Here is a 16,154-nt window from a genome sequence, read left to right as displayed (position 1 = left end):
CGGTGCGGCACAGCTGTCCGCCGGCGGGCCGGCGGATCGCCGGACGCGCGTTGCTCGGGGTGGCGGCGGCCGTCGCCTCGGTTGCCGGTCCGGTCACCCCGGCCGACGCCGCCGCCCGGCCGGCCGCCGCCGTCCCGGTGCCGCTCGCGCCCACCGACAGCCAGAGCCGCCCCGACCAGATCCGCGACGAGCAGTGGCAGCTCGACGCGTTGCGGGCGAAGGCGGCCTGGCGCAGCTCGACCGGGCGCGGGGTCACCGTCGCGGTGATCGACTCCGGGGTGGACGCCTCCCACCCCGACCTGGCCGGCCAGGTGCTGCCCGGCCTCGACATGGTCGACCCCGGGGGCTCCGCCGACGTGCCCGACCCGGTCGGCCACGGCACGACCGTGGCCGGGCTGATCGCCGGGCGGAACGACGACAAGCGCGGCGCGGTGGGCCTCGCGCCCGACGCCCGGATCCTTCCGGTCCGCGTCCTCGACGCCGAGAACCGCTACGACGACGCGATGATCGTCGCCAAGGGCGTGCGCTGGGCCGTGGACAACGGCGCCCAGGTGATCAACCTGTCCCTCGGCGGCAGCGGCGACAGCGCCGCCCTGGCCGCCGCGATCGACTACGCCTTCGCCCGGGACGTGGTGGTGATCGCCTGCACCGGCAACGTGGCCGCCTCGTCCAGCTCAAAGGTCTGGTACCCGGCCCGGGAGCCCGGCGTGATCGCGGTCGCCGGGCTGGACGGCGACAGCGACAACCTCTGGTCCGGGTCGATCACCGGGCGGACCACGGTGCTCGCCGCCCCGGCCACCGGCCTGGTCGGAGCCCGCCCCGGCGGCTACTGGCGCGTGCAGGGCACGAGCTTCGCGGCGCCGCTGGTCGCCGCCACCGCCGCGCTGGTGCGGGCCCGCTACCCGCAGCTGTCCGCCGGCGACGTGGTGAACCGGCTGCTGACCACCGCCCGCGACATCGGCCCGACCGGTCGTGACGACCGCTTCGGGTACGGCCTGGTCGACCCGGTCGCCGCGCTGGACGCCGAGGTGACCCCGGTGGGCCGCAACCCGCTCGACGACCAGTCCTCCCCGGGCGTGGTCGGGTTCGGTCCCGCGCCCGCCTCGGCGCAGGCCGACGTCTCCGGGGCCGGCAGCGACCAGCTCGGCCTCACCGTGCCGCGCGGGCAGACCCGCTGGGCGGCGCAGCCGGCGGGCACGCACGAGGAGGCCACGCCGGAGCGGCTCTGGACCGGGGCCGCCCTCTTCGTCGCCCTGCTCACCGGGGCGGCGCTGATGGTGCGCCGGTTCCGCCAGCGGACCCCGCTGGCCGCCCCGCGTCGCCCGGCCCGGGTGGAGCGCCGCCGGCCCGCGAGCTGAGCCGGCGATCCGAGCCGGCGGGCGAGTTGGCAGCCCGAGCCGACGGGCCGCGCCGGCAGCCCCGAGCCGACGGTCAGGCCGACCCGCACCGCGAGTGCGTTCCGACTGTCCGATCCGGGTCTGACCTGGCCGCGTCCCGGGTAGAACTGATGCCATGAGCACGCCGGGCCCGCGTACCCTCGCCGCGCCACCGCGACCCTCGTGGCGCAGCCGCCGCCTGCACCCGGACCACTCCCGCGGCCTGCGGCTCACGCTCGCCGTCGGGGCCGCGTTCCTGGTGGTGGTGCCGTTCACGCTGCTGGCGCTCCTGGTCCTGGGAGACTGGCCCCCGCTGCGCCGGCTGGACACGGCGGTGACCGACGCGCTGGCCGGCTACGCCGCCGAGCACCCGGCGTGGGTACGCCTGATGTCCCTCTGGACCGACGTGTTCGCCCCGATGCCGCTGCGTGTCGGCGCGCTGCTCCTGGTCCTCTGGCTGGTGGGGCGGGGGGCCCGGCAACTGGCGGTCTGGGTCGCCGTCACGATGACGGTGGGCGGCCTGCTCAGCCCGCTGCTCAAGCTGCTCTTCGGCCGGTCGCGGCCCGACCTGCCCGACCCGGTGGCCCAGGCGCCCGGCCTGGCCTTCCCGTCGGGGCACGCGCTCAACGCCGCCCTGGCCGCCGGGGTGCTGCTGGTGGTGTTCCTCCCGCACGCCGGGCCGGTCGCCCGCCGGGTGGTGGTCGCGGCCGCGCTGCTGCTCGCCCTGGTGACCGGCTTCAGCCGGGTGGCCCTCGGCGTGCACTGGACCAGCGACGTGCTGGCCGGCTGGCTCCTCGGCGTGGCCGTGGTCGCCGCGACCGCCGCCGCCCTCACCGTCTGGCGGGCCACCCCGCCCGGCCGCCCGGCCCGACCCGGGCAGCGCCCGCCGGGCGCGGACCGCCCGGGGCGGCCGGCTGAGCCCGACCCATCGGGCGCCGACCGCCGGGAACCGCCGTCAGGACATGGGGCGGCGCGCGCCGGGCGCCCGGGACCGTCGTCGGAGCCCGGGCCGGCGGGCGGTGCGGGCGGTATGGGCGGTATGGGCGGTATGGCACCGCGCTGACGGGTCTGCGCGCCGACGCCGACCGGGAGACCACGCAACTGCCTCCCGTCGCCCCGCGACCCGGCGGACAGCGGTCAGGTGCACTCGCCGGTGCCGACGGCGCGGGTGCGCTCGGCGCCGGCCAGGGCGACCGGGCGGGCCTCGGCCGCGGTCACCGCGAACCCGGTGTTCGGGTCGTCGGCCGCCGCCGCGAAGATCACCCCGAGGACCAGGCCGTTCGACGAGACCAGCGGGCCGCCGGAGTTGCCGCTCTGCACGAGCGCCCGGATCGTGTAGATCTCCCGGGTCACGTTGCCGGCGGAGTAGATGTCCGGCCCGGTGATCCGGTCGACGTCCCGGACCCGCGCCGACTGGGCGTTGTACGGCCCGTCGAGCGGGAAGCCCAGCACGATGGCGTCCGCGCCGCTACCCGCGTTGCCGGCGGCGAAGCGCATCGAGGGGCCGGGCAGCCCGGGCACGTGCAGCACGGCCAGGTCCCGGTCGGGGTCGTAGACGACCACCTTGCTGTCGTACCGGTCGCCGTTCAGCTCGACGACCGTGGAGCGGGTGCCGGCGACGACGTGCGCGTTGGTCATGACCCGGTCGTCCGCGTAGACGAAGCCGGAGCCCTCGATGCGGCGCGAGCAGCTCGGGGCGGAGCCGAGCACCTTGACGACCGACCGCTGGCTGTTGACCACCACCTGCGAGCCGGCGAGCGCCGGGTCGGGCGGGGACACCTGCCGGGCGCGGGTGGGCGCCAGGTCGCCGAAGACGTCGGGGAAGCCGTTCGTGTCGACGGTGTCCCGCAGCGCCGTGGAGAGCTGCTGCGCCTGGTCCGGCAGGACCCGGTCCACCACGGTGAGCAGCGCGCTGTTGCGGACCGAGGAGGCCAGCCAGGGCAGCGACGACGAGCCCAGCGGCACCGCGACGAGCCAGGCGACCAGCAGCACGGCGAAGAGCGAGACGAACGCCCCGCCGATGTCGTCGGCCCGCCTGCCCACGTCGCTGGTGATCACCTTGCGCAGGTGGGAACCGACCCAGCCGGCGAGCGCCTGGCCGACCACCGCCAGCCCGAAGACCGCCACCAGGGAGATCAGCACGCGGGTGCCGCTGTCGACGAACTGCTGCGCCAGCAGCGGCCCGACCTGGAGACCCACCAGCGCGCCCAGGAAGAAGCCGCTGAACGACAGCACCCCGATGACGAAGCCCTGGCGGTATCCGCTGATCGCGAACACGAGCATGAGCAGCAGCAGTACGAGATCCACGGCGGACACGCGTCAAGCGTACGGGCACCCGGCCCGCGAAATGACCATCGCGTGCGGAAGGTGACCGTCCGTTCAGCGCACCGGAGTCTCGTCCGCCGCGTCCGTGCCGGCCGAGGGCGCCGGGGTGGCCCCGGTCGGCGGCAGGTCGACGACCCGGTCGCGCGGCCACGGGCGGGCCCAGCCGCCCATCTCCAGCAGGGCGGCCAGGACCCCGGCGGTGAAGCCCCAGACGAGCATCCCGCGCGCCGAGAATGCCGGGCCGATCCAGCCGCTCGGATGACGTACGCGCATCCGGTTCTCCGGGTCGACCAGCTCGCTGACCGGCAGCCGGGCCACGTGTGCCACCTCGGCCGGCTCCCGGGGGTGCACCGGGTGCGGGGCGTGCCACCAGGCGAGCACGGGGGTGACCACGAAGTCGCTGACCGGGATCCAGAGTTTCGGCAGCTCGGCCAGGACGGTGACGCTGGCCGGGTCGAGGCCGACCTCCTCGTTGGCCTCGCGCAGCGCGGTCGCCAGGGCGTCCGCGTCCTCCGGGTCGGCCGCGCCGCCGGGGAAGGCCGGCTGGCCGGCGTGGTTGCGCAGGGTGGCCGCCCGCTGGAGGATCAGCACGTCCGGGCCGGCACCGGGCTCCTCGCCGAGCAGCACCAGCACGGCGCTCTCCCGCCCGCCGTTCTCCGGCGTGGCCAGCCTGGTGAAGTCCTCGCTGCGCGCGCTGCCGAGCCGGGCGAGCAGCGGGTCGAGCCAGCCCGGTGGCTGTCGGCTCACGCCGGCACCTCCGCGCCCCACCGCGCGCACCGGCGGCGCATGCCCGCACCTGCCCGCCCGCGGCTCACGCCGGCACCTGCCCGCCCGCGGCTCACGCCGGCACCGTCAGGCCGAGGTGCTGCCGGACCAGTTCCGCCAGGCGGGCGTCGTCGAGCGTGCCGGAGGAGTCGACGTGCCGGACGTTGCCCTGGCCGTCGACGAAAACGGTCAGGGGGATGGCCTTGCGCCTCAGCTCCTGCTTCAGCCGCTCGCCCCGGTCGACCAGCACCGGGAAACGGATCCCGAAGTCCTCGCCGATGGCCTGGGCGCCCTCGCGGCTGTCCCCGCTGTTCACCCCGATCACCCGGAGCTGGCCGGCGGCCCGGTCGCTGAGCCGCTCGAAGGCAGGCAGCTCGTCGCGGCAGGGCGGGCACCAGGAGGCCCAGACGTTGACCACGGCCGGGCCGCGCAGCTCCCGGAGGGCGACCGGCGCGCCGCCGGTGAAGCAGTCCAGGGTCAGGTCGGGCAGGGTCTTCCCCGCACCCCCGGACGCCGACGCCGGGGCGCCGGACGCGGGCGGGGTGCCGAGCGCCGAGCAGTCCTGGAACGGCGACGGCCGGTTCGCGGCGGCCTCCTGCCGGCCGGTCGGGCCGCTCTCCTCCTCGGTGCCGTTGCCGGCGGTGCACCCACCCACGGCCAGCAGCACGGGTACGAGCAGGGCGGCGAGTCGGCGGTTCATCGGTTCACCGTGGTTCGCGACTGCGGGGCTCGCAACACCGGCTCACTCCTCGCGCTCATCGGTTCACCGTGGTTCGCGACTGCGGGGCTCGCAACACCGGCTCACTCCTCGCGCTCACGGTGCCTCCGCCACGACGGCCTGGACGGGCACCAGCTCCGGGTCGACCCCGGCGGCCACCGCCAGGTCCCGGGCGCGGGGGCCCTTGAGCAGCCGCGCGGCCGCCGCCGGCTCCGTCGGCCCGGTGCCGTACGACGGGCAGAGCTTCGTCAGCGTGCACGCGCCGCAGGCCGGCTTGCGGGCGTGGCAGACCCGCCGGCCGTGGAAGATCACCCGGTGCGACAGCATCGTCCAGTCCCGCCGGGGGAAGAGCGCCCCGATCGCGTGCTCGATCTTCACCGGGTCGGTCTCGGCGGTCAGCCGCCAGCGCTGCACCAGCCGCCCGAAGTGGGTGTCGACGGTGATCCCGGGCACACCGAAGGCGTTGCCGAGGATGACGTTGGCGGTCTTGCGGCCGATGCCGGGCAGCGTCACCAGGTCGGCGAGCCTGCCGGGAACCCGGCCGTCGTACCGCTCGACGAGGGCCTGGCCGAGCTTGATCAGGGAGTCCGTCTTGTTGCGGTAGAAGCCGGTGGGCCGGATCAGCTCCTCCATCTCCGCCCGGTCCGCCCCGGCGTAGTCGGCGGCGGTCGGGTAGCGGGCGAAGAGCTTCGGGGTGACCTCGTTGACCTTCTTGTCCGTGCACTGCGCGGAGAGGATCGTCGCGACGGCCAGCTCCAGGGGGCTGGAGTGGTCGAGTTCACAGTGCGCGTCGGGGTGGGTCTCGGTCAGCGCCCGGCCGATCCGCCGGGCGCGGCGCGTACGCCCGAGGTCGGTCTCGGTGGAGCCGGAGGAGCTGGTGGTCACGCCGGCCAGCCTACGTCGCCGGTGTGACCGGACGCCGGGGCCACGCGCCGCGCCGCCCCGGTCAGCCGCCCTGCGGCGGGCTGATCGCGCCGGAGTCGTCGAACCGGGCGCCGGTCTCCGGGAAGTCGCTGCGGGTGAGCTGCTTCACGAGGCCCAGGCCGCGGTCGTCGCCGTCCATCGTCGGCTTGCCGGCGGAGTTCATGTACGTCGAGGCGAACGACCCCCCGGCCCAGCTGCCGTCCGGCTTCAGCGACACCTTGAGCACCCCGCCCCAGCCGAGCCGGCCGGCGTTGCTCAGCGAGTTGCCCCCGCCGGCGAAGTTGCCCAGGCTGTACGCGATCAGCCGGCCCTTGTAGAACTCCATGCCGCGCAGCACGTGCGGGCCGTGCCCGACGATCAGGTCCGCCCCGGCGTCGATCATCGCCTTGGAGAACTTGACGGGGTCGCCCCGGTTCTCGCCGAGAAACATCTCGGTGCCCGGCCGCACCCGGGTCTTGTCGGCCCCCTCGCCGCCCATGTGCACCTGCACCACGACCACGTCGGCCTGACCGGCCGCCTTGGCGATAACCTGCTTCGCCTCGGCGATGTCGGTGAGGCTGTTGGACCAGACGTACGACGAGAAACCGGCGACCGCGACCTTGACCCCCTTGACGTCGACCACGGTGATCTGGTCGGGCGCCCCGGTGTGCGCGAGTTCGTACTTCTCCAGTGCCTTCTGGGTGTTCTCGTAACCCTTGGGGCCGTAGTCGTAGCCGTGGTTGTTGGCCTGGTTGAGCAGGTCGAACCCGGCGTCGCGCAGGTGCGCCGCGTACTCCGGCGGGGCGCGGAACTGGAAGCAGCGGGTCGAGTTCGGGCCGCACTTGCCGGTGCCGGTGTCGACGGTGAGCGGTTCCTCCAGGTTGCCCATCACCAGGTCGGCGGCGAGCGCCTTCTCGACCGAGTCGAAGAAGCCCTTCCCACCGTTGGCGGGCAGCCGATTCGGCGCGTTGCCCATGATGATGTCGCCGGTCGCGGAGAGCGAGATCGCCTGCTCGGCGGGCTGCGTGGGCTCGCCGGACCGGACCGGGGCGCCGGTTGTGCCGCCACCCGTGCCACGCTGCCAGACAGGGTCACCCTTGGACCCGGGCTGGCCGCAGCCGGCGGCGAGCAGGACGGCGAGCAGCGCGCCCAGGGCGAGCGCGACGCGGCGGGGCGAGGTGAAGGCGGCAGCGTACATCGAGCGCGACCCTATCGGGTATGCAACGCCGGGACGAGACCCGATCGGACGGATGTTCAGCCAGTCGGCCGATCGGACCACGGGACCACGGTGCCCGCCCCGCCGGCCGTCACGGCGGCGTGCACGGCCCGGGCCAGCGGGGCTCCCCAGGTGGAGCGCGGTCCGCCGTACGCCGACTCCGGGCCGTCGAGCGGGCAGAGCACGGTGACGGCGTCGGTGGGGGTGCCGGTGCCGGGCACGCCCAGCTCCGCGATCGCCTGCGCCTTCGCCTCGGTGGCGGTCGCCACCGCGTTGACCAGGGCGGCGTCGCCGAGCCGGGCCGGGACGTACACCACGATGTTGACCGTGCCGACCCGCTGGCCGGGCGCCGCCGGGGCGGGCTCGGCCGCCCAGACCGGGGTGCCCAGGCCAACGGTGGCCCAGACCCGCACCCCGGTGTCCGTCCGGGCGACCACCTCGGCGACGTCCACCCCGGTCAGCAGGCCCACCCCGGGTCCGTCGAGGTCGAGCCCGCCGGCCAGTCCGGCCAGGTGGTCGGCGGGGTCGTCCCGGTCGTACGTCATGGGTACGGTCGCGTTGACGACCCAGCGCCGGACGCCGATCCCGCCGCCCAGCGGCGCGGAACTCACCGCGCGCAGCGGGCGGTCGGCGCGCCAGACCAGCAGCGGGACGTCCCGACCGTCCTCCCGACGGGCGGTCAGCACGGGTTCGCTCAGCACGCGGTGACCCTACGACCCGGCGCCCGCCGGGCCGCCGGCGCCCGGGGCGGGGCGCGCGATCTTACTGCTTGATCACGTCGGGCGGGTTACGCCCAACGATCAAGATTCCAGGGGTGCACCTCTGATTCCAGCTCACGTGCGCCTAGACTGGCCACGCGCGAGGGATCAGCGGACGGCGGACCCGGCCGACGGACGGCACGCGCAGGTGGAGGTGCGCGATGGACGAGGTACTGGCCCGCAGCGGGATCTTCCAGGGCGTCGACCCGGAGGCTGCCGAGGCGCTCGCCAAGGAGATGGAGACGCTCGAGGTCCGCAAGGGCGAGATCGTCTTCAACGAGGGCGAGCCCGGCGACAGTCTCTACATCCTGCTGTCCGGCAAGATCAAGGTGGGTCGCCGGGCGGCCGACGGCCGGCAGAACCTGATCGCCGTGATGGGCCCGTCGGACATGGTGGGCGAGCTGTCGCTCTTCGACCCCGGCCCGCGTACGGCGACGGCCACCGCGGTCACCGACACCCGGCTGGTGCGGCTGCGCAAGCAGGCCCTGCGCCCGTGGCTGAACAACCGGCCGGAGATCGCCGAGCAGCTGCTCCGCGTGCTCGCCCGCCGGCTGCGGCGGACGAACGACTCGCTGGCCGACCTGATCTTCACCGACGTGCCCGGTCGCGTCGCCAAGAACCTGCTCCAGATGGCCGGCCGCTTCGGCACCCGCGACGGCGGCGTGCTCCGGGTGACCCACGACCTCACCCAGGAGGAGATCGCCCAGCTCGTCGGCGCCTCCCGGGAGACCGTCAACAAGGCGCTGGCCGACTTCGCCTCGCGCGGGTGGCTGCGCCTGGACGGCAAGAGCATCATCATCCTCGACCCGGAGCGCCTGGCCCGCCGCGCCCGCGTCTGACGCCGCCGCGGCCGGGGTCCACCCCGGCCGCCTCGGCACCACCGGTCCGGACCGCACGCCCGCGGCCGGGCCGGTTCGCGTTCGGGGCCCGCGGCCACCGAAGCCCCCGACTGCCGGTCTGCCCGACTGCTTGTCTGCCCGTCTGCCGGTCTGCCGGTCTGCCGGGGGCAGAATCGCTGGACTCCGGCCGGGTCGGTGGGCATGGTGGAGCGATGCTGGAACGCGTCGCCGTCCTCTCCGACATCCACGGGGTGCTGCCCGCGCTGGAGGCCGTGCTGGCCGAGCCGGACGTCGCCGCCGCCGACCTGATCGTGCTCACCGGCGACATCGCCGCCGGACCACAGCCGGTCGAGGTGCTCGACCTGCTCGCCGGCCTCGGCGACCGGGTCTGCTGGGTGCGCGGCAACGCCGACCGCGAGCTGGTCGAGGCGCGCGCGGGCGGCAAGTCGCCGATCGACGTCTCGAACTGGGCCGCCGAGCAGCTCCGCGCCGACCACCTCGCCCGGCTGGCGGCGTTGCCGCTGACGGTGACCCTGGAGGTCGCCGGCCTGGGTCCGGTGCTCTTCTGCCACGCCACGCCCCGCGACGACGAGGAGGTCGTGCTCGTCGACTCCCGGATGGAGCGCTGGGCGGAGGTGCTCGCCGCGGTGCCGACCGAGGTGGGGACGGTGGTCTGCGGACACACCCACATGCCGTTCACCCGGCTGGCCGACCGGCGGCTGATCGTCAACCCGGGCAGCATCGGGATGCCCTACGGCGGCCCCGGCGCCTTCTGGGCGCTGCTCGGGCCCGGGGTACACCTGCGCCGTACCCGTTTCGACGTGGACGCGGCCTGCGCCCGGGTGGCCGCCGAGTCGGGCTTCCCCGACGCCGCCGAGTGGGCGGACGAGTACCTGCGCTCCCGCCACAGCGACGCCGACGCGCTCGCGGTGTTCGCCCCCCGCGACGGCCGCTGAGCAGTCCGGCCCGTCGGCCCGCCGATGGGCCGCGTGGGCCGACGGGCCGGCAGGCACCTTCCACCCGCGACCACCATCCCAGCCGACCCCGCCGGTGCCACGGGCCGGGCGCCGCCGGCCCATGGATCGTCGCGGGCGGGCGGTGCGCCGGTCGACCTCGGCCTTGGCGCCCGCCGCCCGCCGCCCGCCGCACAGAAAAAGTCAGTCTTGACTGTTTGTTTCGGTGGCGGCACGCTGTCCCCGTGCCCGCCGCATCGACCCGCGTCCCTCAACAGGAGCGCAGCCGCGCCACCCAGGCCCGGCTGCTGGAGGCGACCGTCGAGTGCCTGGTGGAGCACGGCTGGGCCGGCACCACCACCACCGTCGTCGCGGCCCGCGCCGGCGTCTCGCGCGGCGCGCAGCTCCACCACTACCCCACCAAGGCCGCGCTGGTCACCGCCGCCGTCGCGCACCTCACCGAACGCCGGGCCGAGGAGCTGCGCAGCGAAGCCGAGGCGCTGCCGCCCGGCCCGCAGCGCCTCGACCGGGTGATCGACCTGCTCGGCGCGGCCTTCACCGGCCCGCTCTTCGTCGCCGCCCTCGAACTGTGGGTCGCCGCGCGCACCGACCGGGAGCTGCGCGAGGCCCTGCTGCCGCTGGAGGCCAGGGTCGGCCGCGAGATGCACCGACTCACCGTCGCGCTGCTCGACGTGGACGAGCGCCGTCCGGGCGTACGGGAGGCGGTGCAGGCGACCCTGGACCTGCTCCGCGGGCTGGGCGTGGCCAACCTGCTCAGCGACGACTCGTCCCGCCGTGCCGCCCTGCTGCACACCTGGAAGCGCCAGCTCGCCGCACTGTTCACGCCCTGACCGCCGCCCTGACCGGCCCGTCCCGCACCGGAGGCACCATGGTCGACCTGAAGGACCTGCTCGCTGATCTGGCCGACGAGGCCGAGCAGCTGGACGACCTGGTGGACGGCCTGTCACCGGGCGACTGGGCGCGGCCCACCCCGGCACCCGGCTGGAGCATCGGGCACCAGATCGCCCACCTCGCCTGGACCGACCAGGTGGCGCTGCTTGCCGCCACCGCCCCCGAGGCGTTCTTCGCATCCGTGGCCGCCGCTCCCGACCCGGCGCGGCTCGTCGATGCCGGCGCGGAGGAGTTCCTCGCCCCGCCGACCGAGCTGCTGCCCCGCTGGCGTGCCGGCCGGGCCGCCCTCGCCGCCGCGCTGGCCGGAGTGCCGGCGGGCGGGAAGCTGCCCTGGTTCGGCGCCCGGATGTCGCCCGCCTCGATGGCCACCGCCCGGATCATGGAGACGTGGGCACACGGTGCTGACGTGGCGGACGCGCTCGGCGTCGTCCGCCCCGCCACGGCCCGGCTGCGGCACGTCGCACACCTCGGCTTCCGCACCCTCGGCCACAGCTTCGCCGCCCACGGTCGGCCGGTGCCGGCGGCGCCGGTGCGGGTCGAGCTGGCCGCGCCCGACGGCGACACCTGGACGTACGGGCCGGCCGAGGCCACCGACCGGGTCACCGGCCCGGCGCTCGACTTCTGCCTGCTGGTCACCCAGCGGCGGCACCGCGCCGACCTGGCCCTGGCGGCGACCGGCCCGGTCGCCGACGAGTGGCTGGACGTCGCGCAGGCCTTCGCCGGCCCACCCGGCGCCGGCCGCCCGCCAGGGGCCGTCGGAGCCGGCGCGACCGGAACGGCTGGCGACATGGGCGCGGGCGCGGCCACCGGCACCGGCACCAGCACCGGCACCGGCACCGGCACCGGCACCGGCACCGGCACCGAGATGGTGCCGGCATGAGCGGCGTGCTACGCGTCGGCAACGCCTCCGGCTTCTACGGGGACCGGTTCAGCGCGTGGCGGGAGATGCTCGACGGCGGCGAACTCGACGTGCTGACCGGCGACTACCTGGCCGAGCTGACCATGCTGATCCTCGGCCGCGACCGGCTGCGCGACCCGTCCCTCGGCTACGCGAAGACCTTCCTCCGCCAGCTCGAGGGGTGCCTCGGCACCGCCCTGGACCGGGGCGTGCGGATCGTCACCAACGCCGGCGGGCTGAACCCGGCCGGCCTGGCCGCCGCGATCGGGTCGCTCGCCGACCGGCTCGGCCTGGCCGTGCGCGTCGGCCACGTCGAGGGCGACGCCCTCCCGCGCCCGGACGCGCTGACGGCCAACGCCTACCTGGGGGCGTACGGCATCGCCGCCTGCCTGGACGGCGGGGCCGAGGTGGTGGTCACGGGCCGGGTCACCGACGCGTCCCTGGTGGTCGGGCCGGCCATCGCCCGGTTCGGCTGGGGGCGCGACGACCTGGACGCGCTGGCCGGGGCGACCGTCGCCGGCCACCTCGTCGAGTGCGGGGCGCAGGTGACCGGGGGCAACTTCAGCTTCTTCACCGAACTGCCCGACGGCGGGCACCGCCCCGGCTTCCCGATCGCTGAGCTGCACCCGGACGGCTCCTGCGTGATCACCAAGCACCCCGGCACCGGCGGCGCGGTCACCGTGGAGACCGTCACCGCCCAACTGCTGTACGAGGTCGGCGGGCCGGCCTACCTCGGGCCGGACGTGGTGGCCCGGCTCGACACGGTCGAGCTGAGCGCCGCCGGGCCGGACCGGGTGCGGGTGAGCGGCGTCCGGGGCGCCCCGCCGCCGGACACCCTCAAGGTGGGCGTCAACGAGCTCGGCGGCTTCCGCAACTCGATGACCTTCGTCCTCTGCGGGCTCGACATCCCCGCCAAGGCGGCCCTGGTCCGGGGTCAGGTCGAGGAGGCGGTCGGCACGGAGGGGCTGGAGTTCACCCTGGCCCGCACCGACCACCCCGACGCCACCGACACCGAGGCGGCAAGCGCGCTGCTGCACGTACACCTGCGGGACGGCGACAGGGCGCGGGCCGGGCGGGCCTTCTCGGCGGCCGCGGTGGAACTGGCCCTGGCCTCCTACCCGGGCTGCACGCTGACCACGCTGCCCGGCGACGCGACGCCCTACGGGGTGTTCACCGCCGACACCGTGCCGCAGGACGCGGTGCCGCACGTCGCGGTGCTGCCCTCCGGGGAGCGGCTGCCCGTCCCGCCGCCGCCCCGCACCGCCGGCGCGCCCGATCGACCGGCGCCCGCCGCCGACCCGCCCCCGCCCGGGTCGGCCGACCCGGCAGCGGCCGGTGACCGACGCGGGGTCGACCCGGGGCGGCCCGCCGCGCCGGCAGACCGACCGACCCGGCGCGCGCCGCTCGGCGAGCTGGTCGGGGCCCGCTCCGGCGACAAGGGCGGCGACGCCAACCTCGGCGTCTGGGCCCGCACCGACGCGACGTGGTCGTGGCTGCGCGGCTGGCTCACCGAGGCCCGCCTGCGCGAGCTGCTGCCGGAGACCGCCCCGCTGGCCGTGGAGCGGTACGAGTTGCCGAACCTGCGGGCGGTCAACTTCGTCGTCCGGGGGCTGCTCGGGCAGGGGGTGGCCGCCTCCACCCGGTTCGACCCGCAGGCCAAGGCGCTCGGCGAGCTGCTCCGCTCCCGGGTCGTCGACCTGCCGGCGGACCTCGTGCCCGGGGCGGCCGGCACGACCACCACCCGGGAGGAACCGTGACCATCGTCGACACCCCGGAACGGCGGCAGCTCCGGGAGCTGACCCGGGCCTTCGTCACGCGGGAGGTGCTGCCGCACCTAGACGACTGGGAGCGGGCCGGCGAGGTGCCCCGCTCGCTGCACGAGACGGCCGCGAAGATCGGCCTGCTCGGCGTCGGTTTCCCGGAGGCGGTCGGCGGCAGCGGCGGCGACCTGCTCGACTCGATCATCGTCACCGAGGAGGTGATCCGCTCCGGCGGCTCGTCCGGGCTGATCGCCGCGCTGTTCACCCACGGCATCGCGCTGCCGCACATGGTGGCCTCCGGTGACGGCGAGCTGATCGACCGGTACGTCCGGCCGACGCTGGCCGGGACGATGATCGGCGCGCTGGCGATCACCGAGCCGGACGGCGGTTCGGACGTGGCGGCCGTCCGCACCTGCGCGCGTCGGGACGGCGACCACTACGTGGTCAACGGGTCGAAGACCTACATCACCAGCGGGGTCCGCTCCGACTTCGTGACCACCGCCGTCTGCACCGACTTCCCCGGATCCGGGTCGCTCAGTCTGCTGGTGATCGAGAAGGGCACCCCGGGCTTCACCGTGGGCCGGCGGCTGGAGAAGCTGGGCTGGCACTGCTCGGACACGGCCGAGCTGTCCTTCGTGGACGTGCGGGTGCCGGTCGCCAACCGGATCGGCCCCGAGGACACCGCCTTCCTGGCGATCATGCAGAACTTCGCCAGCGAGCGGCTGTCGCTGGCGACCCAGGCGTACGCGACCGCGCAGCGCTGCGTCGAACTGGCCGCCCGCTGGTGCCGGGACCGGTCCACGTTCGGCCGTCCCCTGGCGAGCCGGCAGCTCGTCCGGCACCGGCTGGCCGAGATGCACACCCGCAGCGAGGCGGCGCGGGCGTACGTGCACCAGGTGGCGGCACGGGTGGCGGCGGGCGAGCCGGTGGTGACCGAGGTGGCGATGGCGAAGAACGTCGCCGTGGCGGCCTGCGCCGAGGTGGTCGACCAGGCGCTCCAACTGCACGGCGGCTACGGCTACCTGCGCGACGCCGAGGTGGAGCGGCACTACCGGGACTCGCGGATCCTCGGCATCGGTGGCGGCACCACCGAGATCATGAACGAGATCATCGCGAAGGGCATGGGCCTGTGACGACGCTGCGGAGCGCGGTCGACCCGTCCTCGCCCGGCCACCGGGCCAACCGGGAGGCCCTGCTGGAGCGCCTCGCCGAGCTGGAGGCCGCCCTCGGCCAGGCCCGGGCCGGCGGCGGGGAGAAGTACGTGACCCGCCACCACCGGCGGGGCAAGCTGCTGCCCCGGGAACGGATCGAGCTGCTGCTCGACCGGGACAGCCCGTTCCTGGAGCTGTCCCCGGTGGCGGCGTACGGCACCGACTTCCCGGTCGGGGCGAGCGTGGTGACCGGCATCGGGGTGGTCGAGGGCGTCGAGTGCCTCGTCGTCGCGAACGACCCGACGGTACGCGGCGGCGCGGTGAACCCGTGGTCGCTGGCCAAGACCCGCCGGGCCGGCGAGATCGCCCTGGCCAACCGGCTGCCGATGGTGAACCTGGTCGAGTCGGCCGGCGCCGACCTGCCCACCCAGGCGGAGATCTTCATCCCGGGCGGCCGGGTGTTCCGCGACCTGACCCGGCTCTCGGCGGCGAAGATCCCCACGGTCAGCGTGGTCTTCGGCAACGCGACCGCCGGGGGCGCGTACGTGCCGGGGATGTCCGACCACGTGATCATGATCCGGGACCGGTCGCAGGTCTACCTGGCCGGGCCGCCGCTGGTGAAGATGGCCACCGGCGAGGTCACCGACGACGAGTCCCTCGGCGGGGCGGCGATGCACGCCAGCACGTCCGGCCTGGCCGACTTCCTCGCCGCCGACGAGCGGGACGGCATCCGGCTGGCCCGGCAGTGCGTACGCCGGCTCAACTGGCGCAAGCAGGGGCCACCGCCGCGCAGCCCGTTCCCGCCGCCCCCGAGGTACGACCCGGAGGAGCTGCTCGGCATCGCCAGCGCCGACCTGAAGGTGCCGTTCGACCCGCGCGAGGTGCTGGCCCGGGTGCTCGACGACAGCGCCTTCGACGAGTTCAAGCCCGACTACGGCACCGCCCTGGTCACGGGCTGGGGCGAGCTGCACGGGTGGCCGGTCGGGGTGCTGGCCAACGCGCGGGGCGTGCTGTTCAGCGAGGAGGCGCAGAAGGCGGCGCAGTTCATCCAGCTCGCCAACGCCGCCGACACCCCGCTGGTCTTCCTCCAGAACACCACCGGCTACATGGTGGGCACCGAGTACGAGCAGCGCGGCATCATCAAGCACGGCGCACTCATGATCAACGCGGTGTCGAACTCGACCGTGCCGCACCTGACGGTGAACCTCGGCGCCTCCTACGGCGCCGGCAACTACGGCATGTGCGGCCGGGCGTACGAGCCGAGGTTCCTGTTCACCTGGCCGAACGCCAAGTCGGCGGTGATGGGGCCGGCGCAGCTCGCCGGCGTGCTGTCCATCGTGGCCCGGCAGGCCGCCGCCGCCCGGGGCCGGGTCTACGACGAGGAGTCCGACGCCGCGATGCGGATGATGGTCGAGCAGCAGATCGAGTCCCAGTCCGGCGCGCTCTTCCTCTCCGGCCGGCTCTACGACGACGGGGTGATCGACCCCCGGGACACCCGTACCGTCCTCGGGCTCTGCCTGTCGGCGATCCACAACGCACCGGTGCGGGGCGCCGACGGCTTCGGCGTCTTCCGGATGTAG

The 16,154-nt window shown here is 75.3% G+C and carries 13 protein-coding genes and 2 pseudogenes; 9 read left to right on the top strand and 6 right to left on the bottom strand.

Features of this window, described 5'->3' with window-relative positions; translation table 11 throughout:
• The first annotated feature begins 2 nt into the window (after window positions 1–2).
• Window positions 3–1,358, top strand: coding sequence for a type VII secretion-associated serine protease mycosin (gene mycP / locus ACGF5C_RS21195; RefSeq protein ID WP_393303993.1), 1,356 nt, complete (start codon window positions 3–5; stop codon window positions 1,356–1,358).
• A gap of 154 nt (window positions 1,359–1,512) precedes the next feature.
• Window positions 1,513–2,238, top strand: a pseudogene (locus tag ACGF5C_RS21190) (phosphatase PAP2 family protein); the annotation flags it as partial.
• A gap of 275 nt (window positions 2,239–2,513) precedes the next feature.
• Here the strand turns inward: ACGF5C_RS21190 and ACGF5C_RS21185 are convergent.
• From ACGF5C_RS21185 to ACGF5C_RS21160, 6 genes are all read right to left on the bottom strand, one after another.
• A complete protein-coding gene (locus ACGF5C_RS21185) occupies window positions 2,514–3,692 on the bottom strand; it encodes a MarP family serine protease (RefSeq protein ID WP_357696118.1) in 1,179 nt (392 codons plus the stop codon).
• Window positions 3,693–3,755: 63 nt separating this feature from the next.
• Entirely contained in the window at window positions 3,756–4,448 is a 693-nt protein-coding gene (locus ACGF5C_RS21180) for an NUDIX hydrolase (RefSeq protein WP_393303991.1), read from the bottom strand.
• Window positions 4,449–4,539: 91 nt separating this feature from the next.
• Window positions 4,540–5,166, bottom strand: a complete 627-nt coding sequence (locus ACGF5C_RS21175) for a TlpA family protein disulfide reductase (RefSeq protein WP_393303989.1) — start codon at window positions 5,164–5,166, stop codon at window positions 4,540–4,542.
• A 114-nt stretch (window positions 5,167–5,280) separates the two neighbouring features.
• Window positions 5,281–6,069, bottom strand: a complete 789-nt coding sequence (gene nth / locus ACGF5C_RS21170; RefSeq protein ID WP_393303987.1) for an endonuclease III — start codon at window positions 6,067–6,069, stop codon at window positions 5,281–5,283.
• A gap of 61 nt (window positions 6,070–6,130) precedes the next feature.
• Window positions 6,131–7,285: a CapA family protein gene (locus ACGF5C_RS21165; RefSeq protein WP_393303985.1), complete on the bottom strand. Its 1,155-nt coding sequence runs from the start codon at window positions 7,283–7,285 to the stop codon at window positions 6,131–6,133.
• Window positions 7,286–7,341: 56 nt separating this feature from the next.
• Window positions 7,342–8,004: an adenosylcobinamide amidohydrolase gene (locus tag ACGF5C_RS21160; protein WP_393303983.1), complete on the bottom strand. Its 663-nt coding sequence runs from the start codon at window positions 8,002–8,004 to the stop codon at window positions 7,342–7,344.
• Window positions 8,005–8,222: 218 nt separating this feature from the next.
• Here ACGF5C_RS21160 and ACGF5C_RS21155 point away from each other — a divergent pair, with 218 nt between their 5' ends.
• The 7 genes and pseudogenes from ACGF5C_RS21155 to ACGF5C_RS21125 all read left to right on the top strand — a co-directional run bounded on the left by ACGF5C_RS21155 (window position 8,223) and on the right by ACGF5C_RS21125 (window position 16,154).
• The gene (locus tag ACGF5C_RS21155) at window positions 8,223–8,900 is read left to right on the top strand and encodes a Crp/Fnr family transcriptional regulator (protein ID WP_089003062.1); all 678 of its coding nucleotides are present in this window, start codon (window positions 8,223–8,225) and stop codon (window positions 8,898–8,900) included.
• Window positions 8,901–9,112: 212 nt separating this feature from the next.
• A complete protein-coding gene (locus ACGF5C_RS21150; protein WP_393303981.1) occupies window positions 9,113–9,856 on the top strand; it encodes a metallophosphoesterase family protein in 744 nt (247 codons plus the stop codon).
• 242 nt (window positions 9,857–10,098) lie between these two features.
• Window positions 10,099–10,704: a TetR/AcrR family transcriptional regulator gene (locus tag ACGF5C_RS21145; RefSeq protein ID WP_393303979.1), complete on the top strand. Its 606-nt coding sequence runs from the start codon at window positions 10,099–10,101 to the stop codon at window positions 10,702–10,704.
• Window positions 10,705–10,742: 38 nt separating this feature from the next.
• Window positions 10,743–11,531: pseudogene (locus ACGF5C_RS21140) on the top strand (TIGR03084 family metal-binding protein); the annotation flags it as partial.
• A 110-nt stretch (window positions 11,532–11,641) separates the two neighbouring features.
• Entirely contained in the window at window positions 11,642–13,420 is a 1,779-nt protein-coding gene (locus tag ACGF5C_RS21135; protein ID WP_393303977.1) for an acyclic terpene utilization AtuA family protein, read from the top strand.
• Window positions 13,417–14,556 (top strand): acyl-CoA dehydrogenase family protein, encoded by a 1,140-nt coding sequence (locus tag ACGF5C_RS21130; RefSeq protein ID WP_393303975.1) that lies wholly within the window; start codon window positions 13,417–13,419, stop codon window positions 14,554–14,556. Before ACGF5C_RS21135 ends, ACGF5C_RS21130 begins: the two co-directional genes overlap by 4 nt.
• Window positions 14,553–16,154, top strand: coding sequence for an acyl-CoA carboxylase subunit beta (locus tag ACGF5C_RS21125; RefSeq protein WP_393303973.1), 1,602 nt, complete (start codon window positions 14,553–14,555; stop codon window positions 16,152–16,154). Before ACGF5C_RS21130 ends, ACGF5C_RS21125 begins: the two co-directional genes overlap by 4 nt.

It is taken from the genome of Micromonospora sp. NPDC047620 (assembly GCF_043205005.1).
Taxonomy (GTDB): domain Bacteria; phylum Actinomycetota; class Actinomycetes; order Mycobacteriales; family Micromonosporaceae; genus Micromonospora.
Note: the sequence above shows the minus strand (reverse complement) of the source record. Positions and strands in the feature narration are given on the sequence as shown.

Bases quoted from the DNA above. Each gene is read 5' to 3' on its own strand.
- ACGF5C_RS21155 (WP_089003062.1), top strand. From the start codon at position 8,223: ATGGACGAGGTACTGGCCCGCAGCGGGATCTTCCAGGGCGTCGACCCG.
- ACGF5C_RS21175 (WP_393303989.1), bottom strand. From the start codon at position 5,166: ATGAACCGCCGACTCGCCGCCCTGCTCGTACCCGTGCTGCTGGCCGTG.
- ACGF5C_RS21135 (WP_393303977.1), top strand. From the start codon at position 11,642: ATGAGCGGCGTGCTACGCGTCGGCAACGCCTCCGGCTTCTACGGGGAC.
- ACGF5C_RS21150 (WP_393303981.1), top strand. From the start codon at position 9,113: ATGCTGGAACGCGTCGCCGTCCTCTCCGACATCCACGGGGTGCTGCCC.
- ACGF5C_RS21165 (WP_393303985.1), bottom strand. From the start codon at position 7,285: ATGTACGCTGCCGCCTTCACCTCGCCCCGCCGCGTCGCGCTCGCCCTG.